Origin of the sequence: Paenibacillus sp. PsM32, from assembly GCF_030433815.1 — a bacterium.
Lineage (GTDB): Bacteria > Bacillota > Bacilli > Paenibacillales > Paenibacillaceae > Saccharibacillus > Saccharibacillus kyungheensis.
The window spans coordinates 158965-179654 of record NZ_JARUWY010000009.1 but is presented as its reverse complement, the minus strand read 5'-3'; the positions used below and the strand labels follow the sequence as shown (position 1 = coordinate 179654).

At 40.3% G+C, this 20690-nt stretch carries 18 protein-coding genes; 13 read left to right on the top strand and 5 right to left on the bottom strand.

What is annotated here, in order from left to right; genetic code table 11:
* The first annotated feature begins 13 nt into the window (after positions 1–13).
* A complete protein-coding gene (trxA, locus tag QCD85_RS17320) occupies positions 14–367 on the top strand; it encodes a thioredoxin (protein WP_273594606.1) in 354 nt (117 codons plus the stop codon).
* A 199-nt stretch (positions 368–566) separates the two neighbouring features.
* Positions 567–2636: an excinuclease ABC subunit UvrC gene (gene uvrC / locus QCD85_RS17315; protein WP_301263349.1), complete on the top strand. Its 2070-nt coding sequence runs from the start codon at positions 567–569 to the stop codon at positions 2634–2636.
* A gap of 138 nt (positions 2637–2774) precedes the next feature.
* On the opposite strand, the gene QCD85_RS17310 is transcribed toward uvrC, so the two are convergent.
* Positions 2775–4574 carry a CPBP family glutamic-type intramembrane protease gene (locus QCD85_RS17310; protein ID WP_301263348.1) on the bottom strand — a complete coding sequence of 600 codons (1800 nt, stop codon included), beginning with the start codon at positions 4572–4574 and terminating at the stop codon, positions 2775–2777.
* Positions 4575–4808: 234 nt separating this feature from the next.
* Between QCD85_RS17310 and QCD85_RS17305 the strand changes: the two genes are divergently transcribed.
* Positions 4809–6149 carry a TrkH family potassium uptake protein gene (locus QCD85_RS17305; RefSeq protein WP_441005630.1) on the top strand — a complete coding sequence of 447 codons (1341 nt, stop codon included), beginning with the start codon at positions 4809–4811 and terminating at the stop codon, positions 6147–6149.
* Between the two features lie 11 nt (positions 6150–6160).
* On the opposite strand, the gene QCD85_RS17300 is transcribed toward QCD85_RS17305, so the two are convergent.
* A complete protein-coding gene (locus QCD85_RS17300) occupies positions 6161–7078 on the bottom strand; it encodes a LysR family transcriptional regulator (protein WP_273613483.1) in 918 nt (305 codons plus the stop codon).
* A gap of 277 nt (positions 7079–7355) precedes the next feature.
* Here QCD85_RS17300 and QCD85_RS17295 point away from each other — a divergent pair, with 277 nt between their 5' ends.
* From QCD85_RS17295 to QCD85_RS17255, 9 genes are all read left to right on the top strand, one after another.
* On the top strand, positions 7356–8024 hold the full coding sequence (locus QCD85_RS17295; RefSeq protein ID WP_204826800.1) for a succinate dehydrogenase cytochrome b558 subunit: 669 nt from the start codon (positions 7356–7358) through the stop codon (positions 8022–8024).
* A 178-nt stretch (positions 8025–8202) separates the two neighbouring features.
* Positions 8203–9945 (top strand): succinate dehydrogenase flavoprotein subunit, encoded by a 1743-nt coding sequence (gene sdhA / locus QCD85_RS17290; RefSeq protein ID WP_204826799.1) that lies wholly within the window; start codon positions 8203–8205, stop codon positions 9943–9945.
* Between the two features lie 51 nt (positions 9946–9996).
* A complete protein-coding gene (sdhB, locus tag QCD85_RS17285) occupies positions 9997–10785 on the top strand; it encodes a succinate dehydrogenase iron-sulfur subunit (protein WP_273613482.1) in 789 nt (262 codons plus the stop codon).
* 119 nt (positions 10786–10904) lie between these two features.
* Positions 10905–11702, top strand: coding sequence for an aminoglycoside N(3)-acetyltransferase (locus tag QCD85_RS17280; protein WP_397382123.1), 798 nt, complete (start codon positions 10905–10907; stop codon positions 11700–11702).
* Positions 11703–11771: 69 nt separating this feature from the next.
* Positions 11772–12548, top strand: a complete 777-nt coding sequence (locus QCD85_RS17275) for a DUF3891 family protein (RefSeq protein WP_301263347.1) — start codon at positions 11772–11774, stop codon at positions 12546–12548.
* Between the two features lie 363 nt (positions 12549–12911).
* Positions 12912–13853 carry a metallophosphoesterase gene (locus QCD85_RS17270; RefSeq protein WP_367317657.1) on the top strand — a complete coding sequence of 314 codons (942 nt, stop codon included), beginning with the start codon at positions 12912–12914 and terminating at the stop codon, positions 13851–13853.
* 203 nt (positions 13854–14056) lie between these two features.
* Entirely contained in the window at positions 14057–14800 is a 744-nt protein-coding gene (locus QCD85_RS17265) for a metallophosphoesterase family protein (protein WP_301263345.1), read from the top strand.
* Positions 14801–14817: 17 nt separating this feature from the next.
* Positions 14818–15459 (top strand): GNAT family N-acetyltransferase, encoded by a 642-nt coding sequence (locus QCD85_RS17260; protein WP_273613477.1) that lies wholly within the window; start codon positions 14818–14820, stop codon positions 15457–15459.
* Complete coding sequence (locus tag QCD85_RS17255; RefSeq protein ID WP_301263344.1) at positions 15456–16391, top strand: DMT family transporter; 936 nt, start codon at positions 15456–15458, stop codon at positions 16389–16391. Before QCD85_RS17260 ends, QCD85_RS17255 begins: the two co-directional genes overlap by 4 nt.
* Positions 16392–16711: 320 nt before the next feature.
* On the opposite strand, the gene QCD85_RS17250 is transcribed toward QCD85_RS17255, so the two are convergent.
* Both QCD85_RS17250 and QCD85_RS17245 read right to left on the bottom strand, forming a co-directional pair.
* Positions 16712–17521 carry a histidinol-phosphatase gene (locus tag QCD85_RS17250; RefSeq protein WP_301263343.1) on the bottom strand — a complete coding sequence of 270 codons (810 nt, stop codon included), beginning with the start codon at positions 17519–17521 and terminating at the stop codon, positions 16712–16714.
* 137 nt (positions 17522–17658) lie between these two features.
* The gene (locus QCD85_RS17245) at positions 17659–18561 is read right to left on the bottom strand and encodes a LysR family transcriptional regulator (RefSeq protein WP_273613474.1); all 903 of its coding nucleotides are present in this window, start codon (positions 18559–18561) and stop codon (positions 17659–17661) included.
* A gap of 406 nt (positions 18562–18967) precedes the next feature.
* Between QCD85_RS17245 and QCD85_RS17240 the strand changes: the two genes are divergently transcribed.
* Positions 18968–19426, top strand: coding sequence for a chemotaxis protein CheX (locus tag QCD85_RS17240; protein WP_204826789.1), 459 nt, complete (start codon positions 18968–18970; stop codon positions 19424–19426).
* A 117-nt stretch (positions 19427–19543) separates the two neighbouring features.
* Here the strand turns inward: QCD85_RS17240 and QCD85_RS17235 are convergent, their stop codons facing one another.
* Positions 19544–20680, bottom strand: a complete 1137-nt coding sequence (locus tag QCD85_RS17235) for a S1C family serine protease (protein ID WP_301263342.1) — start codon at positions 20678–20680, stop codon at positions 19544–19546.
* Positions 20681–20690: the final 10 nt, after the last annotated feature.

The following is a 20690-nucleotide window of genomic DNA, read 5'->3' as shown; positions in this document are numbered from 1 at the left end:
TTAAATAATATTAATTCAAAATAAAAGTTACTCAAGGAGGATATTTCACATGGCTATCGTTAATGTATCTGATCAATCTTTCACAAACGAAGTTGAAGGACAAGGAACAGTATTGGTGGATTTCTGGGCACCGTGGTGTGGACCTTGTAAAATGCTTGCTCCAATCTTGGACGAGTTATCTACAGAAGTAGGCGACAGTGTTAAAATCGCTAAAGTAAACGTAGATGAAAACCCTGAAACAGCTTCACGTTTTGGTGTTATGAGTATTCCTACAATGATCTTCTTCAAAGACGGTCAACCTGTAGATAAAGTAGTAGGCTTGAACTCTAAAGATGCTCTTAAATCTATTCTTGCAAAACATCAATAATTTGTAATACGTAAATCCTGCCGATTTACTCATCATGAGTCTTTATCATAAGTATTATGAATTACCAATAGACATAAGTGAGTGTATACGACTAGCTTATGTAAAACCTCCGGTCATGCACCGGGGGTTTTTTAATTGTATAATTAGGGTACAAAGTATTTGGCATTAAAAGTACTATATCGTTGGAAAGGAGAGATTTATGGACTCTCATATGGATCTTATTCAAGAACAAGAACAAGCCATGAACAATATTCGCAACAAACTCGCCTTGTTACCGGATTTATCTGGTTGTTATTTAATGAAAAATCGTGAAGGTACGATTATTTATGTAGGTAAAGCGAAAGTGCTCAAAAACCGGGTTCGCTCTTATTTTACAGGGAGTCACGATGGTAAAACGCAACGTCTGGTTGCAGATATTCGTGATTTTGAATATATTGTGACTGCAAGTAATATGGAAGCTCTTATTTTGGAATGTAATCTGATCAAAACGCATCAGCCTAAATATAATGTATTGCTCAAAGATGATAAAACTTTTCCATATATCAAAATCACCAATGAGCCACATCCACGTCTGGAAGTGACGCGACGTATTCTTAAAGATAAAGCCAAGTACTTTGGCCCTTATCCGAATGCTTTTGCTGCTCAACAAACCAAAAAATTGTTGGATCGTATGTATCCATTGCGTAAATGTAAAGTCATGCCTAAAGAAGTCTGCTTGTATTATCATATGGGACAATGTCTTGCACCTTGTGAATTTGAAGTGCCTCAACAATCATATGATGAAATTAAGCAAGAAATCAGCAAGTTTTTGAGTGGCGGTCATGAAGAGATCAAAAAAGACTTGCAACGCAAAATGGAAGAAGCCGCAGAAGATCTGTATTTTGAACGTGCCAAAGAATTACGGGATCAAATTATCAATATCGATGCCTTGATGGAAAAACAAAAAATCACGATGGCAGATGCGAAAGATCGTGATGTATTTGGATTTGCTGTTGATAAAGGCTGGATGTGTGTACAGATTCTATATATGCGTCAAGGTAAAATGATTGAACGTCATGCTTCGGTGTTTCCTTTTTACGGAGAGCCTTATAACGACTTTATGTCTTATGTGACGCAGTATTATAGTGAAAATCCAGCAATGCCTCAGGAAATTATGTTGCCTGTCGAAGAAATGATTGCAGATGAACCGACTGACGTTAATGATCAAGCTATCGATCATGCTGAAGCAGCAGGGTTGGATAGTAGCGATCGTGAACAAGTCGATGCAGAAGTGGTGAGCGATCGTGTAGCAGAAGAAGGAACAGCTTATGCAGTGCAGACAACAGAACAGTCTATCCAGCAAGCAGAAGCCGCTAATGCGTCTGTAGTAGAAGGTGCTAACGAGTCAGTTGGACAAGCGGAGAATAACGAACAAGCTGATCCTTCAAGCAGTGCAGCCGCACTACAGCAATGGTTAGGCGTGAAAGTTCTTATTCCTCGTCGTGGATTGAAAAAGCAAATGACAACGATGGCGCAGGATAATGCTAGAGTATCATTGGATGAGAAATTCCGTCTAATTGAACGTGATGAAGAACGTACTTCCAAAGCAGCAGGTAATCTAGGACAAGCGATTGGACTAGAAAGCCTTGAACGAATTGAAGCGTTTGATAACTCTAATATTCAAGGAACCAATCCTGTATCGGCGATGGTTGTATTTATTGATGGTAAGCCAGCTCGTAAAGAGTATCGTAAATACAAAGTCCGTACGGTCGAAGGTTCAGATGATTATGGTACTATGCGCGAAGTGATTCGTCGTCGATATGAACGTGTAGTTAAAGAAAATTTACCGATGCCTGATCTGATTGTAGTCGATGGTGGTAAAGGACAGATTTCTGCGGCAACCGATGTATTGGAAAATGAATTAGGTTTGTTTATACCTGTCTGTGGATTAGTCAAAGATTCCAAGCACCGTACTTCTCAATTGATGGTCGGTGATCCAGCAGAACCGGTAAACTTAGCGCGTGATAGTCAGGAATTTTATCTGTTGCAACGGATTCAGGATGAAGTCCATCGCTTTGCAATTACGTTCCACCGGGAACAACGTGGTAAATCGATGATTACATCGCAATTGGATAGTATTCCAGGGATCGGAGATAAACGTCGCAAGTTACTACTCAAACATTTTGGTTCACTCAAAAAAATTAGAGAAGCCAGTGTAGACGATTTCCGTCAGTTAGGTATTGGCGATAAATTAGCGAAGCAGATTCTGGAAGCTCTCAAAGAAGAATAAATGCACAAATACAATCAATATAACGTAAAGCGCATCAATCCTTTTTGGTAGTTAACGATTCGATCAATCTAACACCTTATGATGATAGTCTATGAATTATAATCTAAAAGAGATACAAAAAAAGAGTAGCCGTAATGGCTACTCTTTTGGTTTATTCTCATGTTCAGACGGTGGAACTGGACTTGTATATTGTTGAAATTGTTGCGGATGATCTGGATACTGTTGTTGTCCTTGTGCTGGATCATAATAAGCTTGCGGGATCGGTGCAGGAGGTACATAAGGTGGATATGCATTTTCGACCCCTTTGTTTTTGGTAAAAGTATAGATCACTACAGCTACAATGGCTGGTAAAGCAATATAGAATACACCAAGCAAGATATTCACTATTCCACCCATACTGATAAGACTGAGTGACATTAAAATACTATCGAAAATAACATGTGCGAATACAGCCGCGATAAAGCCGTAACGTAAAAAGATAAAGCTGAATAACAAACCGATAAATAACAATTCAATCGGACGGGAATATACAGGATAGATCGGATACAACGTATGTCCAAGCGCCCAGATCATTGTAGTAATAAAACAAGCTACAAAAGTATTACGTACTATTTTTTTCAGCATCGCAATACCGAATAGACGATAGACCGCTTCTTCTCCAATCCCTGCCATCCATGCTAATAACGGGAATAGTGCTGGATAGATCATATTATAAGGCGAGCTGGTATCATCTGTAGCAGAGTACACACCAAGTGCATTTTCCAAAATTAAATAAATGATCGACTGTACTCCTAACAAAATGAGAGCATACAAGTAACCTACAGCAACACTATGCAATACATATTTGCCATAACCGATTTCTTTTGAACGTGGCCAGATATTGATTCCGCGTTCTCTCCATAATCCATCTCCACCGACAAAGGAGAAGTAGAGTAAAATCGCCATCAATACATTTAACATCAATTGAAGACCAATAATGACATAAGAAACAATTTTGTTCGATTCACCGAGTGTAATATCGACCAGAATAGGCCACATATTGAGCACACTGAATACTGAAATAGCGCAATAGATAATACTGAGCACAATACCTCGTTTGAATGAAGTATGTCTACGTTTTAGTGAACCGAATACGATAGCCAATACACCAAGTACAAGCGTAAACAGTCCATAACCGAGTGCGGTTAACCAACCAGCTAATGTTGTCTGTTCTTTGACATAAGCTGTGTACGTATCCGGTGGAGTCAGTACCGGCTGGAAGGAACGAATTTGTCCATACTCATACGTAAACTTGAGTTGTAACTGACTATCGCCTAATTTTCCGTCTTTGGTAGTGTATAGCAAATCTTGTTGATTCCCTTTGGTCTGTAGATTTAATTGTCCTACATCAAATCCCATTGCTTTTAAAATAGGTTGTGCTTGTTCTTGCTTTTCAGCCAGTGTAACTGATTCGTCTTTTTCAGTTGTAGCTGTAGGATCAAGACTAAATGGCTGTGATGCTCCTGTCTTGTTATCATACATAGAAAAAGCAACCACTTTACCGGTATTCATATGTACATCAATATCGAGTGCATCCCCGGTACCTACATCTGGATAATGAACACGAAACACATCATAAGGAGCTACTTTTTCTAACTTTTGCATATACGTCTGTGTTAATTTCTCTTTGGCTACATAACCGCTTAATTCAGCATTTGTATGATACGTTACTGAAGGAGCAGGCAGGTCCGGTAATACCAAAGTATCATTGGCAAAAGCTTTGGCACTGTCGATTGCTTTTTCCTGACTAATCACATTTACTTGTTGAACTTCTAATGTGTCTGAAGCTGTAGAAGGGAATACTTGTAAAATTAAAAATAATACCAATCCGACAGCAGCAAGCACACCAAGAATTTTGTAATTCGGTTTGAGCTGGACGGGTTGTCCGGTGGGGTTCATGAACATCCTCCTTCAATTTTAAAAATACCTATTTAGTAGAGGGATAGATATTTTGTGATACAAAAATCGTTTTTACTTAAGCTGTGGCATATGCATACTACTGAATGTTAGTGTAACGCAATCTTTTTTTGATTGCAAAACGCTATAGCAGTCTCTGCTCAGAGGAACTATAATCAGAAGCAGTTAGACCATTTGAATACGTATTATTTCAAGAATAGAGAGGTTGAATCGATTTTGAAAAATGGTTTTGAAATAAAAGTGTGGACTCCACCTCGTATTCTTGCTATCGGTTATGCAGTCTGTATTTTAATAGGAACGTTATTATTGATGTTACCTGTTGCTCATCGAAGTGGAGAAGGATTAAGCTTTTTGAATGCTTTTTTTACAGCCACTTCCGCTACTTGTGTGACAGGGTTAGTGGTTGTAGATACAGGAACGTTTTTCTCAACTTTTGGTCAGGTCGTGATTATGTGTCTCATTCAGATCGGCGGACTTGGATTTATGACAGTGGCTACATTATTTGCACTCGTTTTTCGAAGACGTATTTCTTTACGAGAACGTCTGGTTTTGCAAGAAGCGATGAATCAAGGCGATATGGAAGGGATCGTTCGCTTAATCAAAAAAGTAATTTATTATTCATTTGCGATTGAATTGATTGCTGCTTGCTTATTTACGCTACGTTTAATGGCAGATTTCCCGTTAGTACAAGCGATGTATTATGGTGTGTTTCATGCGGTATCTTTATTCAATAATGCCGGATTTGATTTGTTCGGTCATTATAGTAGCTTTACCCGCTATGTATCTGATCCAGCAATTAATCTGATATCGATGGCTTTGATCATATTGGGCGGGTTGGGGTTTGTTGTATTGTCTGATTTGATAGAATATCGCAAAAAACGTAAACTATCTCTTCATTCCAAAGCCGTATTATGGATGACTTCGATTTTACTTGTTGGAGGTTTTATACTCGTTTTTGCATTTGAATTTACGAATATAAGAACGATTGGTAGCTTGAGCTGGGACGGTAAGTTCTGGGGATCGTTATTTCAATCGGTTACCACCAGAACAGCAGGAGCTAACACATTGGATTTAACACAGTTAAGACAAGCGACTTTATTGTTAACGATTATTCTGATGTTTATTGGAGGTTCACCGGGTTCGACAGCAGGTGGAGTAAAAACTACGACCATTTTGCTCATTATTGGAGCTGTGATTAGTATGGTAAAAGGAAAAGAAGATGTGGTTCTATTTTATTTTCGGATCAACAAAGATCGGATTTATAAAGCGTTAACGATTACGGTCTTTTCTTTATCATTAGTTATTGTAGCGACAATGATTCTGACAATGACAGAAGCGACTGGATTTATAAATGTGTTATTTGAAGCCACTTCTGCATTTGGAACAGTTGGATTGTCACTTGGACTCACACCTAATCTAAGCACACCCGGTAAATTAGTGATTTGTTTGTTGATGTTTGCCGGACGAGTAGGCATGATTACGCTGGTCTACGCACTTGCTCCAAAACAAGGCAAAGAACTGTATCGTTATCCTGAAGGCAAAATTATGATTGGTTAAAATCAGTAGGTTTATTCATCTAAGCGTATCGAATCATTCATCGTTTCAAATTGTTCTTTGGTATCAATAATCCATTGTCTGGCTGCTGAACCTAGATCAGAACTTTCACTATACAGAAGACATGTTGTACGGCGGGTCTGTTCCAGTTCTGGAATATGAAGAGAAACCAGTTCATTGCCTGACAATAACTGTTCGCCTACATAAGATTTGGGTAATAACGCAGCAGCCATACAGATCGGTAACAGACGAACAATCGCTTCAAATGAATCGATCTCCATTCGCAAATCGGGCATGACGGTATAACGATGAAATACATCATCTATTAATTTACGATACCATGTACCTTTTGAGAAAATAATCATAGCCAAACCTTGCAAGTCTTGCATTGTAATATCTTTTTTATCTGCTAGTAGATGATTGCCCGGTACTACCAATTCAAGATGATCGTCAAATAAAGGTACACAAATCAGACCGGATTCATGGATAGCTGAAGCGACTATACCTACATCTACCTTTTTATCACGTACCGCATTGACGATTTCATGCGTTTTTCCGGTGATCAATTTGAGCTCTGCATAAGGATGTTTACGTGTGAAGCTACTCACCAGTGGAGGCAATGTCGTCTGTAAGGTCGTCAGACTGGCTCCAAAGGTCACTGTTGTCTGATCCTCAGACTTATAGCGATTAAGGCTTTGCAGGAACTTAAGGTTCTGCTGGCGTTGTTCTAAAGCGAATGTATACGTAAGCCGTCCAATCGACGTTAATTCCAGTCGTTTACCATTACGATTAAAAAGGGAGACACCTAGATTTTCTTCTAATTTAGAGATTTTACGAGACAGCGCAGGCTGAGATAAATTTAATAATTTAGAAGCTTGATTGAGACTGGATTGTTCTACAACGACTGCAAATATATCAATATCTTCAAGCATCTGGAATTTATCCTTTCCTCTTATGCGTTTTAGTTATAACAATTAATAATTATATTGCAATTCCATTATAAGTCAAAGTAGAGTAACATAAAAAGTGACACAACTTGTTCACAGGATTTGAGCATTGTGAACAGATTGTAAAGCTACGGAAGATGGGGACTTCCTACGCGGAGATTGACGAAGGTCCGAACATCTCTCGTTAATCCACGTCCGGGACAGCATTAACTAATGACTGTCACTATGAAAACGCTCTTATTATGAAAGGGGAACGTCATTCATGAAAGGGTTTTACGCCAGAAGGTTACACTCATTATTAGGGGTCATTCCGCTCGGAGCTTTTTTTATTGAGCATATGATTACCAACTTTTCTGCATACGAAGGCGGAAAAGAATCCTTCGATAAAAGTGTGGCATTTTTGAATAACCTGCCACTTGTGCTGGTTTTGGAAAGTTTATTCATCTTTTTACCACTGATTTATCATGGAGTCTACGGTCTGTATATCGCTTATCAAGCGAAGCCAAACAATGCTAATTACGGTTATGAACGTAACTGGCGCTATACACTTCAACGGATTACTGGTGTAATCACGTTCGTGTATATTGTATGGCATGTATTTGAGACTCGTTTCCAGGTTGCTCTCGGTAATGTAACTCATGAGCAATTAGGCGGAGTTATGTACAATATCGTGACCAATCCAGTAACCTTCGTACTTTACACTATTGGTGTATTGGCAGCTTCGTTCCACTTTGCAAATGGTCTATGGTCTTTCCTAGTAAGCTGGGGAATTACAGTAGGTCCAAGAGCACAACGTGTATCTTCATACGTATGTATGACACTTTTTGTGATTGTATCTATTATGTTTATTTTGTCTCTTGTCGCTTTCCGCAATATGGAATTCGAAGACCCAACGGTTGCATTGCAAGCGATTCGTCATTTCGTAGCATAAACATGAAGTCATATTAGTGCACAGCACAATAGATATACCGTAATACCTTATATTTGCTTCACTCAGCTCATAGTCGAACAGATGTAACGTGATGAACGGTGGCAGGTGAACCGTTCTGCTGTTCGTTGAAGATAGAAGAGCTATAAGGATCAGTAGGCTAAGGGGAGGGTAAATCGTTATGGCAACATCCAATATTATTGTCGTGGGCGGCGGGCTAGCGGGCTTGATGTCTACAGTCAAAGCAGCAGAAGCAGGCGTTCATGTACATTTATTTTCATTGGTACCGGTCAAACGTTCACATTCCGTATGTGCGCAGGGCGGGATCAATGGAGCTGTAAATACAAAAGGTGAAGGAGATTCACCATGGGTGCATTTTGATGATACTGTGTATGGCGGTGACTTTTTAGCGAATCAGCCACCAGTTAAAGCAATGTGTGAAGCAGCACCTGGTATTATTCACTTGATGGACCGTATGGGCGTTATGTTTAACCGTACACCAGAAGGATTGCTTGATTTCCGCCGTTTTGGTGGAACGAAGTTTCACCGTACCGCTTATGCAGGAGCAACAACAGGTCAACAATTGTTGTATGCACTGGATGAGCAAGTACGTCGCTGGGAAACAGCGGGCCTTGTAACTAAACATGAAAACTGGGAATTTCTTTCTGCTGTATTGGATGATGAAGGTGCATGTCGTGGAATTTGTGCACAGGATCTTCGCAATATGGAAGTGGTTACGTTCGCCGCAGATGCTGTAATTTTGGCAACAGGTGGCCCTGGTATTATTTTTGGTAAAACAACCAACTCGGTGATCAATACAGGAACAGCAGCAAGTGCTGTATATCAACAAGGTGTACATTATGCGAACGGAGAATTTATTCAAATTCACCCGACAGCGATTCCAGGCGATGACAAGTTGCGTCTGATGTCTGAATCTGCACGTGGTGAAGGTGGACGTATCTGGACGTATAAAGATGGTAAACCTTGGTATTTCCTTGAAGAAAAATATCCATCTTATGGTAATCTCGTTCCCCGCGATATTGCAACACGCGAAATTTTCCAAGTGTGTGTAGATGAAAAATTAGGGATCAACGGTGAAAACATGGTTTATCTGGATCTATCACATAAAGATCCAAAAGAACTGGATGTTAAATTAGGTGGTATTATCGAAATCTATGAAAAATTCATGGGTGATGATCCACGTAAGATTCCGATGAAAATTTTCCCTGCGGTTCATTATTCAATGGGCGGTATGTGGGTAGATTATAATCAGATGACTAATATTCCTGGTCTGTTCGCTGCTGGTGAATGTGAGTACCAATATCATGGAGCAAATCGTCTGGGTGCTAACTCATTAGTATCAGCGATCTATGGTGGTATGGTTGCAGGTCCAAAAGCAGTTGAATATATTAAAGGATTGAAAAAATCTGCTGCGGATATGCCGACAACGATGTACGATCAAATTCGTAAACAGCAGGAAGATAAATATACGAACCTAATGAATATGCAAGGCAATGAAAATGCGTATGTTTTGCATAAAGAATTAGGTGAGTGGATGACTGACAACATGACGGTAGTTCGTTATAACGATAAGTTGCAAGCAACGATCAATAAGATCAAAGAGCTAAAACAACGTTATACGAAAATCAATATGAATGATTCATCCAGTTGGAATAATCCTAGCGTAGCTTTTACGCGTCAATTGTGGAATATGCTTGAATTGTCTGAAGCGATGACACTTGGAGCATTAATGCGTGATGAGAGTCGTGGAGCTCACTATAAGCCTGAATTCCCAACACGTAATGATGAAGATTTCCTCAAAACGACCAAAGCAACTTGGACACCAGATGGTCCACAGATTTCATATGAAGATGTGGATGTATCTCTGATTCCACCGCGTATACGTGATTATTCCAAAGATTAAGACACATGACACCTATCTCAGTGAAGTGATTAATTTAAGGGGGCATTAGAAATGGCGGAAACCTCAACACAGAGTAACCCAGCTAATGTAACGGCCAAAAAAAACGTCAAGTTTATTATTACCCGTCAGGATAAGCCGGATAGCCCATCATATACAGAAGAATTTGAATTACCTTATCGTCCAGGGATGAATGTGATCAGTGCGCTGATGGAGATTCAACGTAACCCTGTCGACAACACAGGTAAAGCAACAGCACCTGTCTGCTGGGAATCCAACTGTTTGGAAGAAGTATGTGGAGCTTGCTCTATGGTAATCAATGGCAAGCCACGTCAAGCGTGTTCTGCACTGGTTGATAAATTAGAACAACCGGTTCATATTGCTCCAATGAAAACTTTTCCAGTAGTACGCGATCTTGTTATTGATCGTAGCCGTATGTTCGGTGCACTGAAAAAAGTAAAAGCATGGATTCCGATTGATGGTACGTATGATCTGGGCGCAGGTCCGCGTATGCCAGAGAAAAAACGTCAATGGGCTTATGAATTGTCGAAATGTATGACTTGTGGTGTATGTCTGGAAGCTTGCCCGAATGTGAATGACAAAACAGACTTTATCGGCCCTGCGGCGTTGTCTCAGGTTCGTCTGTTCAATGCTCATCCAACCGGTGAGATGAATAAAGAAGATCGTCTGGATGCATTGATGGAGCCGGGTGGTATCGAGGGATGCGGTAACTCGCAGAACTGTGTACGCTCTTGTCCAAAAGGTATTCCATTGACAACTTCGATTGCAGAAATGAACAAAGAAACATCCAAGCATATGTTCAAACGGTGGTTGGGTGTATAATGGTATAGTCGTATATACGATCATACCGGGTTGATAGTAAGCCACTGATCAGGCGGGTTCCGTGTAAAAGCGGAAACCCGCCTTTTATCTTGAACCGGTGGTAGATAGGAGTGATGTGCGTGATCAGTGAAAGACCGATAAGTTATGATCAATTAGTAGAAGAATTCAAAGCATTAGGCATTACAGAAGGGATGAATATTCTAGTACATTCTTCGCTCAAAAGTCTGGGAGGATGGATTCCGGGAAGTGCTGAAACCGTTATCCTGGCTTTGGAAGCAGTATTAGGGGAGTCAGGCACATTGATTATGCCTACTCAAACATCACAATTAACCGATCCAAAAGGATGGATGTATCCACCTGCTGAACAACGTTGGTGGAATCTGATACGTGAAAGTATGCCGCCATATGATCCTGATTTTACAGTGACGACAGGTATGGGCGTTATCGCTGAAACGTTCCGTAAACAAAAAGGAGTCTATCGTAGCGCCCATCCTCAAGTATCGTTTGCCGCATGGGGTAAGCATGCAGAAGAATGGATGAGCGATCATGATCTGGATTTTGGATTAGGTAGTCATTCTCCTTTACAAGATTTATATCATGCGAATGGATATGTCATGATGCTAGGAACGACATATCATACCAATACATCGATTCATTTAGCAGAATATATTGCTGAATGGAACGGCAAAAAAGAGATTACTATGAAAGCTCCTATGATGACGGATGAGGGGAAACAGTGGGTGAAGTTCAAAGATTTGAATTTTGATTCCGATGATTTTGATGAAATTGGAGCCGATTTTGAACAGGATTGTCCCCATTTATTTACACAGGGATATATAGCCAAAGCCAAAACACTTTTGATTCAGCAACGTGGACTGGTGGATTATGCGGCAGGTTGGTTGGAAACCCATCGTTAAGGATAAATAAGTAGAAGTAGTATTTTATAGGAATAAGTAGACATCGTTTATATAGAGAGGGGAATAGTTATGATTTGGAGAGAGCATGAAGATGCTTTTATTATGATTCGTCAGCATGACCACGCAAAATTGTCAGGGGAATTTGCCCGTCATTTGAATCCTCAGTATATTGAACAAAAAGAGCGTTGGGATGAGGTGCTGATCGGCTGTGAGCAACATGATCGTGGCTGGATTCCTTTAGATGAGATTCCGCTATGGGACGATGCGAAGCAAATTCCATTTTCATTTATGCATTTTCCAGAACCGGCGAAATTAGTCTTTTACAGATATGGAATTAAAGAATTGGAAAATATGACGCCCTATGGTGGAATGTTAGCCAGTCTGCATTATGCGGCGTTAGTGAGTCATTATGGGGAAGAAGATCCGTTCTGTATCGCTTTTGTCAAAGAAGAAAAAGAACGTCAAGAACGTATCAAAGAGCAAGTCAAACCTAATGAACAAGCGCTCGCATTTCATCGTTCTGTATTGGAATTATGTGATGATCTATCACTATATGTATGCTTAAATAATCCTGGCGTGAGCAAAGAAAATGAACAGGATTGGTGGAAAGAAGGATTTGAAGTAGGGAAAAAATTCGCTTTTACAAACGATCAAGCAATTATGCCCAAATGGGTAGACGAGCATCGGGTGAGTCTGTCTCCATTCCCGTTTGAAGCTCCATTTACACTGGAATTGGTCTATCGCAAAGTAAATAAAAAAGATATTCAACAATCCGGTCTGGCTCAAGCATTTGCCGACACTGAAAAACAAACATGGAACATCGAATTTGTCCCATCAGAATCGTAATAGATGGGGAGGAGTATCTCTTAATGGTCGTGATCATTCTTATACGCCCATTAAGAGATACGTATTTACATAAGCGTTTTAGTAAAACGCGATCAGGTTCAATAAAAGTAAGATTTTTGCAAAGCAAAATATCTGTTCGTTAAGCGTTTTGAATACAACGCGATCAGGTTCAATAAAAGTAAGATTTTTGTAAATCAAAATATCTATTCACTAAGCATTTTGAGTAAAAATGTGACCGAGTTCAACGAAAAAATGGAATAATAACGAAAGTGTAAAATGAGTAGGTCACTATCGTAAATTTGACGATAGCTGTTGGATTCGGCACAATAAGCATAATATGTTCAACCGCCTGCGGGCAGCCGAATCCAAAGGAGGAATTTTAGCCTGAATCCCTATGACTCTTTACACACACTTTATAATCCGATAAGAATTCCTTTTTATTTTAAACATAGATATGATATTACCCGTAGACAATTTTTGAAGCGAAGTACAGTCGTAGTCGCTTCTCTAGGATTGGGAACAGCAGGATATACGTGGCTAGGAGAGCCAAATTGGTTAGACAAAGTCTACATCGATTTACCGCTTCCTCAGTTACCACCCAGTCTAAACGGGATGAAATTAATTCAATTTAGCGATGTCCATCTAGGTATGGGCAAAGAAGCAGCCGATCTGGAAAAGTTAGCCGATATCATTATGGCGGAAAAACCGGATATGATTTGTTTTACAGGAGATATGGTAGACGATGATCCAACACCTTTACGTGCAGGAGTAGGCGCACTTCAGAAAATGTCTGCTCCGTTAGGCAAATTTGCAGTATTGGGGAATCATGATTATTTGCAAGATGTTCTGTCTGTGTCTACTATGATAGAACAAGGCGGATTCAAAATGTTAACAAATGAAAATGTACAGATCAAGCAACCGGATGGAACACTTGCGATTATTGGTCTGGATGATCAGTTACTCGGCAAGCCTAATGTGAATAAAGCGACAGCAGATATTGGTAAAGACGCTTGTCGTATTTTATTAATGCATGAACCTGATTATGCGGATAAGATTCCGATTAATTTTGGTTTTCATTTGCAATTGTCAGGTCACAGTCATGGCGGGCAGATTCGATTGCCATGGTTTGGCGCAGTGATTACCCCTCGTGGCTCGCGTAAATATATTATGGGCTGGTATCAAGCAGGGCCACAGCGTCAGCTTCCACTCTATGTTAATCGTGGCATCGGAACGTCTCAAGTGCCAATCCGCTTTCTCTGTCGACCGGAGTTGACGATATTTACGCTTAGACGAGCAGAGGGTTAATAGCAGTAGAAGAAGTTGTATTTGTGAAGCCAAATGCTGGATGAAAGATATTTTGCGGGGCAAAAATCATGGTTGATGGAATTAGAAGAAGTCGCATTTATGAAGCCAAATGCGGAAGGAAAGATATTTTGCGGAGCAAAAATCATGTTTAATAGGATTAGAAGAAGTCGCATTTATGAAGCCAAATGCTGGGGGGAAAAGAAATGGAACGTATTGCTTTGGTGTCTGATATTCATGGAAATTATCCGGCTTGGCAGGCGGTATTAGCAGATATAGATGGAAAAGGAATTACACGTATTTTTTGTCTGGGCGATCTGGTTGGTAAAGGGCCGGATGCGGTCAAAATTACCGATGAAGTCGCTTTGCGTTGTGAAGTCATTATTCGTGGGAATTGGGAAGAACTTGTTGCCCGCATGAGTGAAAATGATGAATTGTTTGGCTGGCAAGCGCGGCAATTGGGAGCAGAGCGAGTCAAATTTCTGGATGAATTACCATTTCGCCATGAATTTTTATTAAGTGGACGATTGGTCTCTTTAGTCCATGCATCACCGGAAAATGTTTTTCATCGTGTACAGCCTTGGGATGATCTAGAGCGCCGCATGGGGATGTTTGCACCGATCGTTAATCCAGATACACAAGAATCGCTTATTCCAGATATCGTTGGCTACGGAGATATCCATAATGCATATATGCAACATCTGGAAGGTCGATTATTATTTAATACAGGAAGTGTCGGGAATCCATTAGATATGCCAGCCGCATCGTATGCGATTTTGGAGGGGGATTATTTATCTGAAGTGATTTCTCCTTATTCATTACAATTGGTTCGTGTTCCTTACGATATTGAGCAGGCGGTACAGGATGCCCGAGATGCAGATATTCCTGCACTGGATTACTATATTAAAGAATTGCGCACCGGTGTGTATCGTGCCATGCAGCAAGACTAACCCGAGGAGGAATGGCGATGTTGAGTAAACAGGATTTGAAAAAGGGCTTTCCTGATCTGTATACAGACCGACTCAAATTACGCCGTCTAACTGCGCAAGATGTGGAGATCTGGTGGGAGTGTGCCAGTGATCCACAGGTGATGAAATATTTGTACGGAGCCAAAGAAAGCAAAGAGTATCAGTCTTTACAGCCAGACCGTCTAGGTCGAAGAGTGGAAGAAGCTTTTCGTAGCCTGAGTTCAATGCATTTTGCGATCACTTCCAAAGAAGAGGGCACATTATATGGCGTATGTTCTTTTCAACGGTGGGACGAACGTGCAGCACGTGCAGAGATAGGGTTTGCGCTGTGCCGTAGCCATTGGGGAAGAGGATATGCAGCCGAAGCATCCAGTCGCATGGTTGAATTTGGCTTTGAAGAGATGGGCTTATCTCATATTGTAGGTCGTTGTCATGCAGACAATGCTCTGTCTCAACGGGTACTTGAGAAAAATGGCATGCGTCCGCAACAACCTTCTTCCAATGCAGGGATTCAGAGCTACTGGGAAGAGATGGGGATCATGATTTATTCTATCGCGCATACCGAATACTTGTTGCGCAAAGAACGTGCAGCTTCACATAGTCATAGTCAAGGCAGAAGTGGAGGCGCTTCTTCTTCATGAATGGACAACAGTGGTTCACCCGTCCGCTTGGTATATGGAGCAGTTCACTGATTGCTACGATTTTGTGGGGAAGTGCACTGCCTTTTATCAAGTTAAGCTATGCTCATCTGGGGATAGAGAGTCATGATATTTTTGCGCAATGGTTATTTGCAGGGTATCGCTTTACATTAGCGGGATTGTTATTAATGGTATTAGCGAAAATATTAAATCCCAAAGGGCAACCTATTCCTCATATTCCTGCTAAACGGTTAATTCATTTATCGCTGTTCCAGACATTGCTACAATACATTTTTGTATATGCGGCACTGGGGATGGGATCAGGGATGACGATGTCGATTATTGCAGGCTCTGTGTCCCTTTTTCAAATGTTATCGATTCGTTGGATCGACAATACGGAACGATTATCGATGCGGAAATGGTTAGGATTACTGCTTGGGTTTACAGGAATTGCAGTGATGGGGTTTGGTCAAAGTGGAGGCAATGTCCATTTTGGCTTTGGACTGGGTGAACTGCTGATGTTGTTGTCTGCACTTACTGGAGGATGGGGTAATGTGTTGGCAAGGCGTGAAGCAGGAATTGAGCCGATCCTAAGTCTGACTGGTCGTCAGATGTTCTGGGGCGGTCTAGGCTTGATTGTTATCGGTTCCTTAACCGGGCATCCGTTTCCTTTCCAATGGGATCTAGCGGCTGTATGGATGCTTCTGTATCTGGTTGTACTGTCTGCTGGAGCATTCGCACTATGGAATACAGTGATGAAATACAATAAAGTAGGCAAAGTATCGATGTATCTATTTTTGACACCATTATTTGGCGTTGTATTGTCTGCTCTATGGTTAGATGAAAAGTTATCGATCTGGGCAGCACTTGCGTTACTTCTGGTCGCAAGCGGGATTATACTGGTCAATCGGGAACGGATTGTACATAAAGGGTAAAATTTTGTTATACAACTGCAACAGTGTTGCAACTCAATCCCAATAGAAAACAGGTATGATGTTCTCAAGACCCCCTTTTTGAATATATGATGGACCTGCGTGAGTGCAGGTCTCTTTTTTTGTGCTTATATACCTGTATACGTTAGCAAATACAAAAACTCTAACCTTTATGCCTGTAAACCACTCCAATAACGAAGAGCTAGACAGTCAAAGGTTAGAGCCATATGGTATATCTATTTGTATATTCACCGAGAGTATTCAATTGCAATACAGTACATCTTCTCTAAATGATAGTACAAGTACCTATCACTACAAATGATTTACAGGGCAACAGCTTGACGTTGTTTTTGCTTATAGTAGACCCATTCTGTAAAGCCGATATCACGTAACTTTTGAGCGACTTTATCGAAATCATCGCCAACTCGTTGTGGAATATGAGAATCGGAACCAAATGAAATGTCTACACCGAAATGATGAGCACGTTCAAGAATTTCATCTACAGGATGCCATAGTCCGCAGACTTTAATCTTACCCGAGGTATTGACTTCAATCGCTACGCCACACTCCGCAATAACTTGTAATGTACGGTCTATCGCTTGTGGAGCCTCAATTTGAGTGAAATCAGGATAATTACTTTTGATAGCATCAATATGTCCGAGAATCTGGAACATCCCGCTACGAGCAGATTCAGCGATCATGCGGAAGTATTCTTCTTTGGTCGCAATCTGATCTGCTGTATTCATGCCTTTCCAGCGTGAACGATCAAAAATACTATAACCGCTACTGTAATGAACAGAACCGATAATATAATCAAAAGGATATTGAGACAACGTTTCATGATATAGCTTGGCATGATCCGGAAAATAATCTGATTCGATACCAAGCAAAACATCGATTTTGCCGTCGTATTCTTTTTTGAGCTCTAATACTTCATGTACATAATGTTGAAGCTCGCTTTTACCCATGGCTATCTTGGGAAAAGCTTGATCGAGGTCACTGCTGAAAAACGGAGTATGATCTGAAATGCCGATCACTTGAATATCAGCAGCAATCGCAGCTTCTATATAATCGCGGATATCACCATCCGCATGTCCACAACGATAATGATGGGTATGAAGATCGAATTTCATAACAATCGCTCCTTAAGCGCCTGGTTAGATCAGCGCAACTTCTTATAGTAAATCAAATATAATAGATGCACAGCCAAATTACGTGACAATAAGTGCTTGGCAAGATAAGTATTAGTTCTTTATCAACTTTTTAGCCATTATTCAGTGCTAATAAATTGATCAGCAGGCATACCTTTGAGATCGTCTAAAAATTGACGCATAGCCGAGTTCAGATACCTGCCTGATTTATAAATCAGACCTACAGGATGACTTACCTCAAATTCAGGCATAGGAATCATCACCAGTGTACCGTGGCGTAATTCACTTGTGATCGATTGTCTCGAAATAATCGCTACCCCTAGATCAATCTCGACCATTCGTTTGACTTCTTCACTACTGGACAATTCCATCACAATCTGAGGTTCAATATGATGTTCTTTGAATACTTCATCTACAAATCGGCGACCTACCGTATCCGGAGATAACATAATAAGAGGCAGATGTTGCAAATCTTGAATATTGGCTTTTTTGGTACGAGCTAAAGGATGCTGTGGAGAAACGACTAACTCAAACATATCATAATATAAAATAGAGGTATTTAAATTCGGATTGCGTTCAATCAGATAACTGATTCCGACATCGACCAGCCCATTTTCTACACTATGATAGACCTGTGAAGATGACATTGAATGAATCATCGTTTGAATCAGTGGAAATTGATCTTGGAAATAAGAAAGTACTCTCGGTAAAATCTGAATCGCTATAGAAGTCGGCGTACCCAGCGTAATGCGTCCTTGAGGCGTCTCATCCAGATCAGATAACCGTTGCTTTAATTGCTCAACAATCGCTAACATCTGCTCAGCATGCTCTAAAAAAACAACACCCTGATCGGTTAACGTAACGGGTTGGTTACGATCCACCAGTACCGTTTTAAATTCATCTTCCAGACTTTTAATCTGAGCAGAGACTGCAGGCTGAGTTAGATTTAGTAGTTCTCCTGCTTTACGGAAGCTCATTGTCCGCGAAATGGTCAATAAGGTTTCCAATTGACTGATATTCATGAGTTCCTCCTTATGTATGCCAAATTGTTAAATACTTGCATAGAAGATAAAGTATTCAACAATCGATACCTATCTAAATTATAGGGGATTACACAAAAAGCATCAATGCAGGAAGAAATCTTTAAAATCTATTAACATAAAATGTACATAATTCAGTGCTTGCGACCGATAATAAGTAAAGACAGTTAAAAAGACCTAAGATTTAGAAAAAAGAGCAACAAATTTACCAGTAAATGTCGATTTTTAAGATTATCAACAGTAGATTTGCAAAAAAAATTAAAAAATGGAAGATACATCAATGATTCTAGATGATTTGAACTAGGTTATAAGGTATAATATCCATAATATCATAGGTCAAAAGTTGTATTTAAATATGAACCCAATCGTAAAGGGGAGTAAACGAATTATGAAAGCGGAAGTAATCAATCCATTTTTGGAAGCTGCGCGACTCGTTATTGGACAAGTAGTACAAGTGGCTCCTTCCACAGGAAGCCTGGGCATTAAAGATATCGAGCTAGTTGACGGTTATATCTGGATTCAGATCGGAATGACCGGACAAATGAGCGGAGATATTATGTTTGGTATTGAAGAAGCAGTAGCGTTGCGTATGGTTTCAGCAATGATGGGTGGCTTTGTGATTACAGAGATGGACGAAATGAGTCAAAGTGCTATCTCAGAATTAGGCAATATGATTAGTGGTAATGCAAGTACCATTTTATCCAACCAGGGCGTTACAGTAGACATTACACCTCCAAAGGTAATGAAGACTAGTGCCATGACTGGATTTGTGTCCGCCAAAGCATTAACAATTCCTTTGTTAATGGATGGAATCGGAGAACTCGATATTCAAGTAATGATCTCTTAATCGGCAAAACCATCTGTATACTTCCAAAGAGTACAATAAAACCTCTTCTACCTGAGCGTAAAGGTAAAAGAGGTTTTGTTGTATATTCATACAGGATGAGCAGAACCAAGCATAAAGTTAAGAGGTCAATTTTTTACCTTCACCGCTTAATATTTTCAGAATATCATTCTCATAGCCTAATACATAATCAAGCTTATACGAGCTATATACTGTTCCTGAATCTTTGCGTTCTTCGGCTGTAATCTCAACGGTTACTTTAACTTGATCTCCATCTTTGCTAGCAATAATCGAATCAATCGAGACTTCGCCTGTCTGAATATAGCCTTGACGGAAATCGGCATAAGACAGATTGCTTTGCCAGCGACTCCCCAGCAGAGAGTATGCGGTAACATAATCTTGCATACTTAAACTTTCATAAAAGTAGTTGACAATATACTGAGCATCATCTTGCACAGAAGGTGCATCGGATACGGTATCGGTAGCTGGCTTGGAGGTTTTAGGTAAATCTTTACCCGGATTCTTTGACCATTTCTGTACCGTTTCTTGAATCTCGGATACAGGAATACTGAAGCCAATTGTATTCGATTCGCTTGCCATCGCTGAATTAATACCTAACACTTCGCCAGTATCGGCATGAATGAGTGGCCCACCGCTATTCCCCGGAGCAATAGGTGCGCTGATCTGATAAAGATTGGTATAGACATAAGGATCTATCGTAAAATCACGCCCCACTCCACTAATAATGCCCGTGGTGATCGTATTTTGTAAGCCAAGCGGGCTACCGAGAGCTAATACATTATCGCCTACATCGGCATTACTATTTTGCGCTAATGCTAAAGGTTCTGTGTCAGCTAGCTTTGGAACTCTAACTACAGCGATATCCATATCAGTACCTATACCGATCACTTTGCCATCTAGCGTACGGGCATCGGCTGTTTTCACTTTGACGTTCAGTGCTCCTGCGACAACATGGGCATTGGTAATAATATCGCCTTGTTTGTTATAAAGAAACCCTGATCCAAGAGATCCATCATCTAACTCAATCATGACTACTTTTTTCTGAGTATTAAAAATAACATCTTTTAAAGCTGGATTCCCTTTCGAAGCTTGGGTAGCTTTGGTTGTGACCGTTGCGACTAAAGGTTTATTCGGTAATTGAGCAGGAACGGTACGATTGATATACATAAAGGAACCTATACCTGCTGCAACAATGACTACGCTGGCAATACTGCTTACTATCCATGATTTATTCATATAGGCTCCT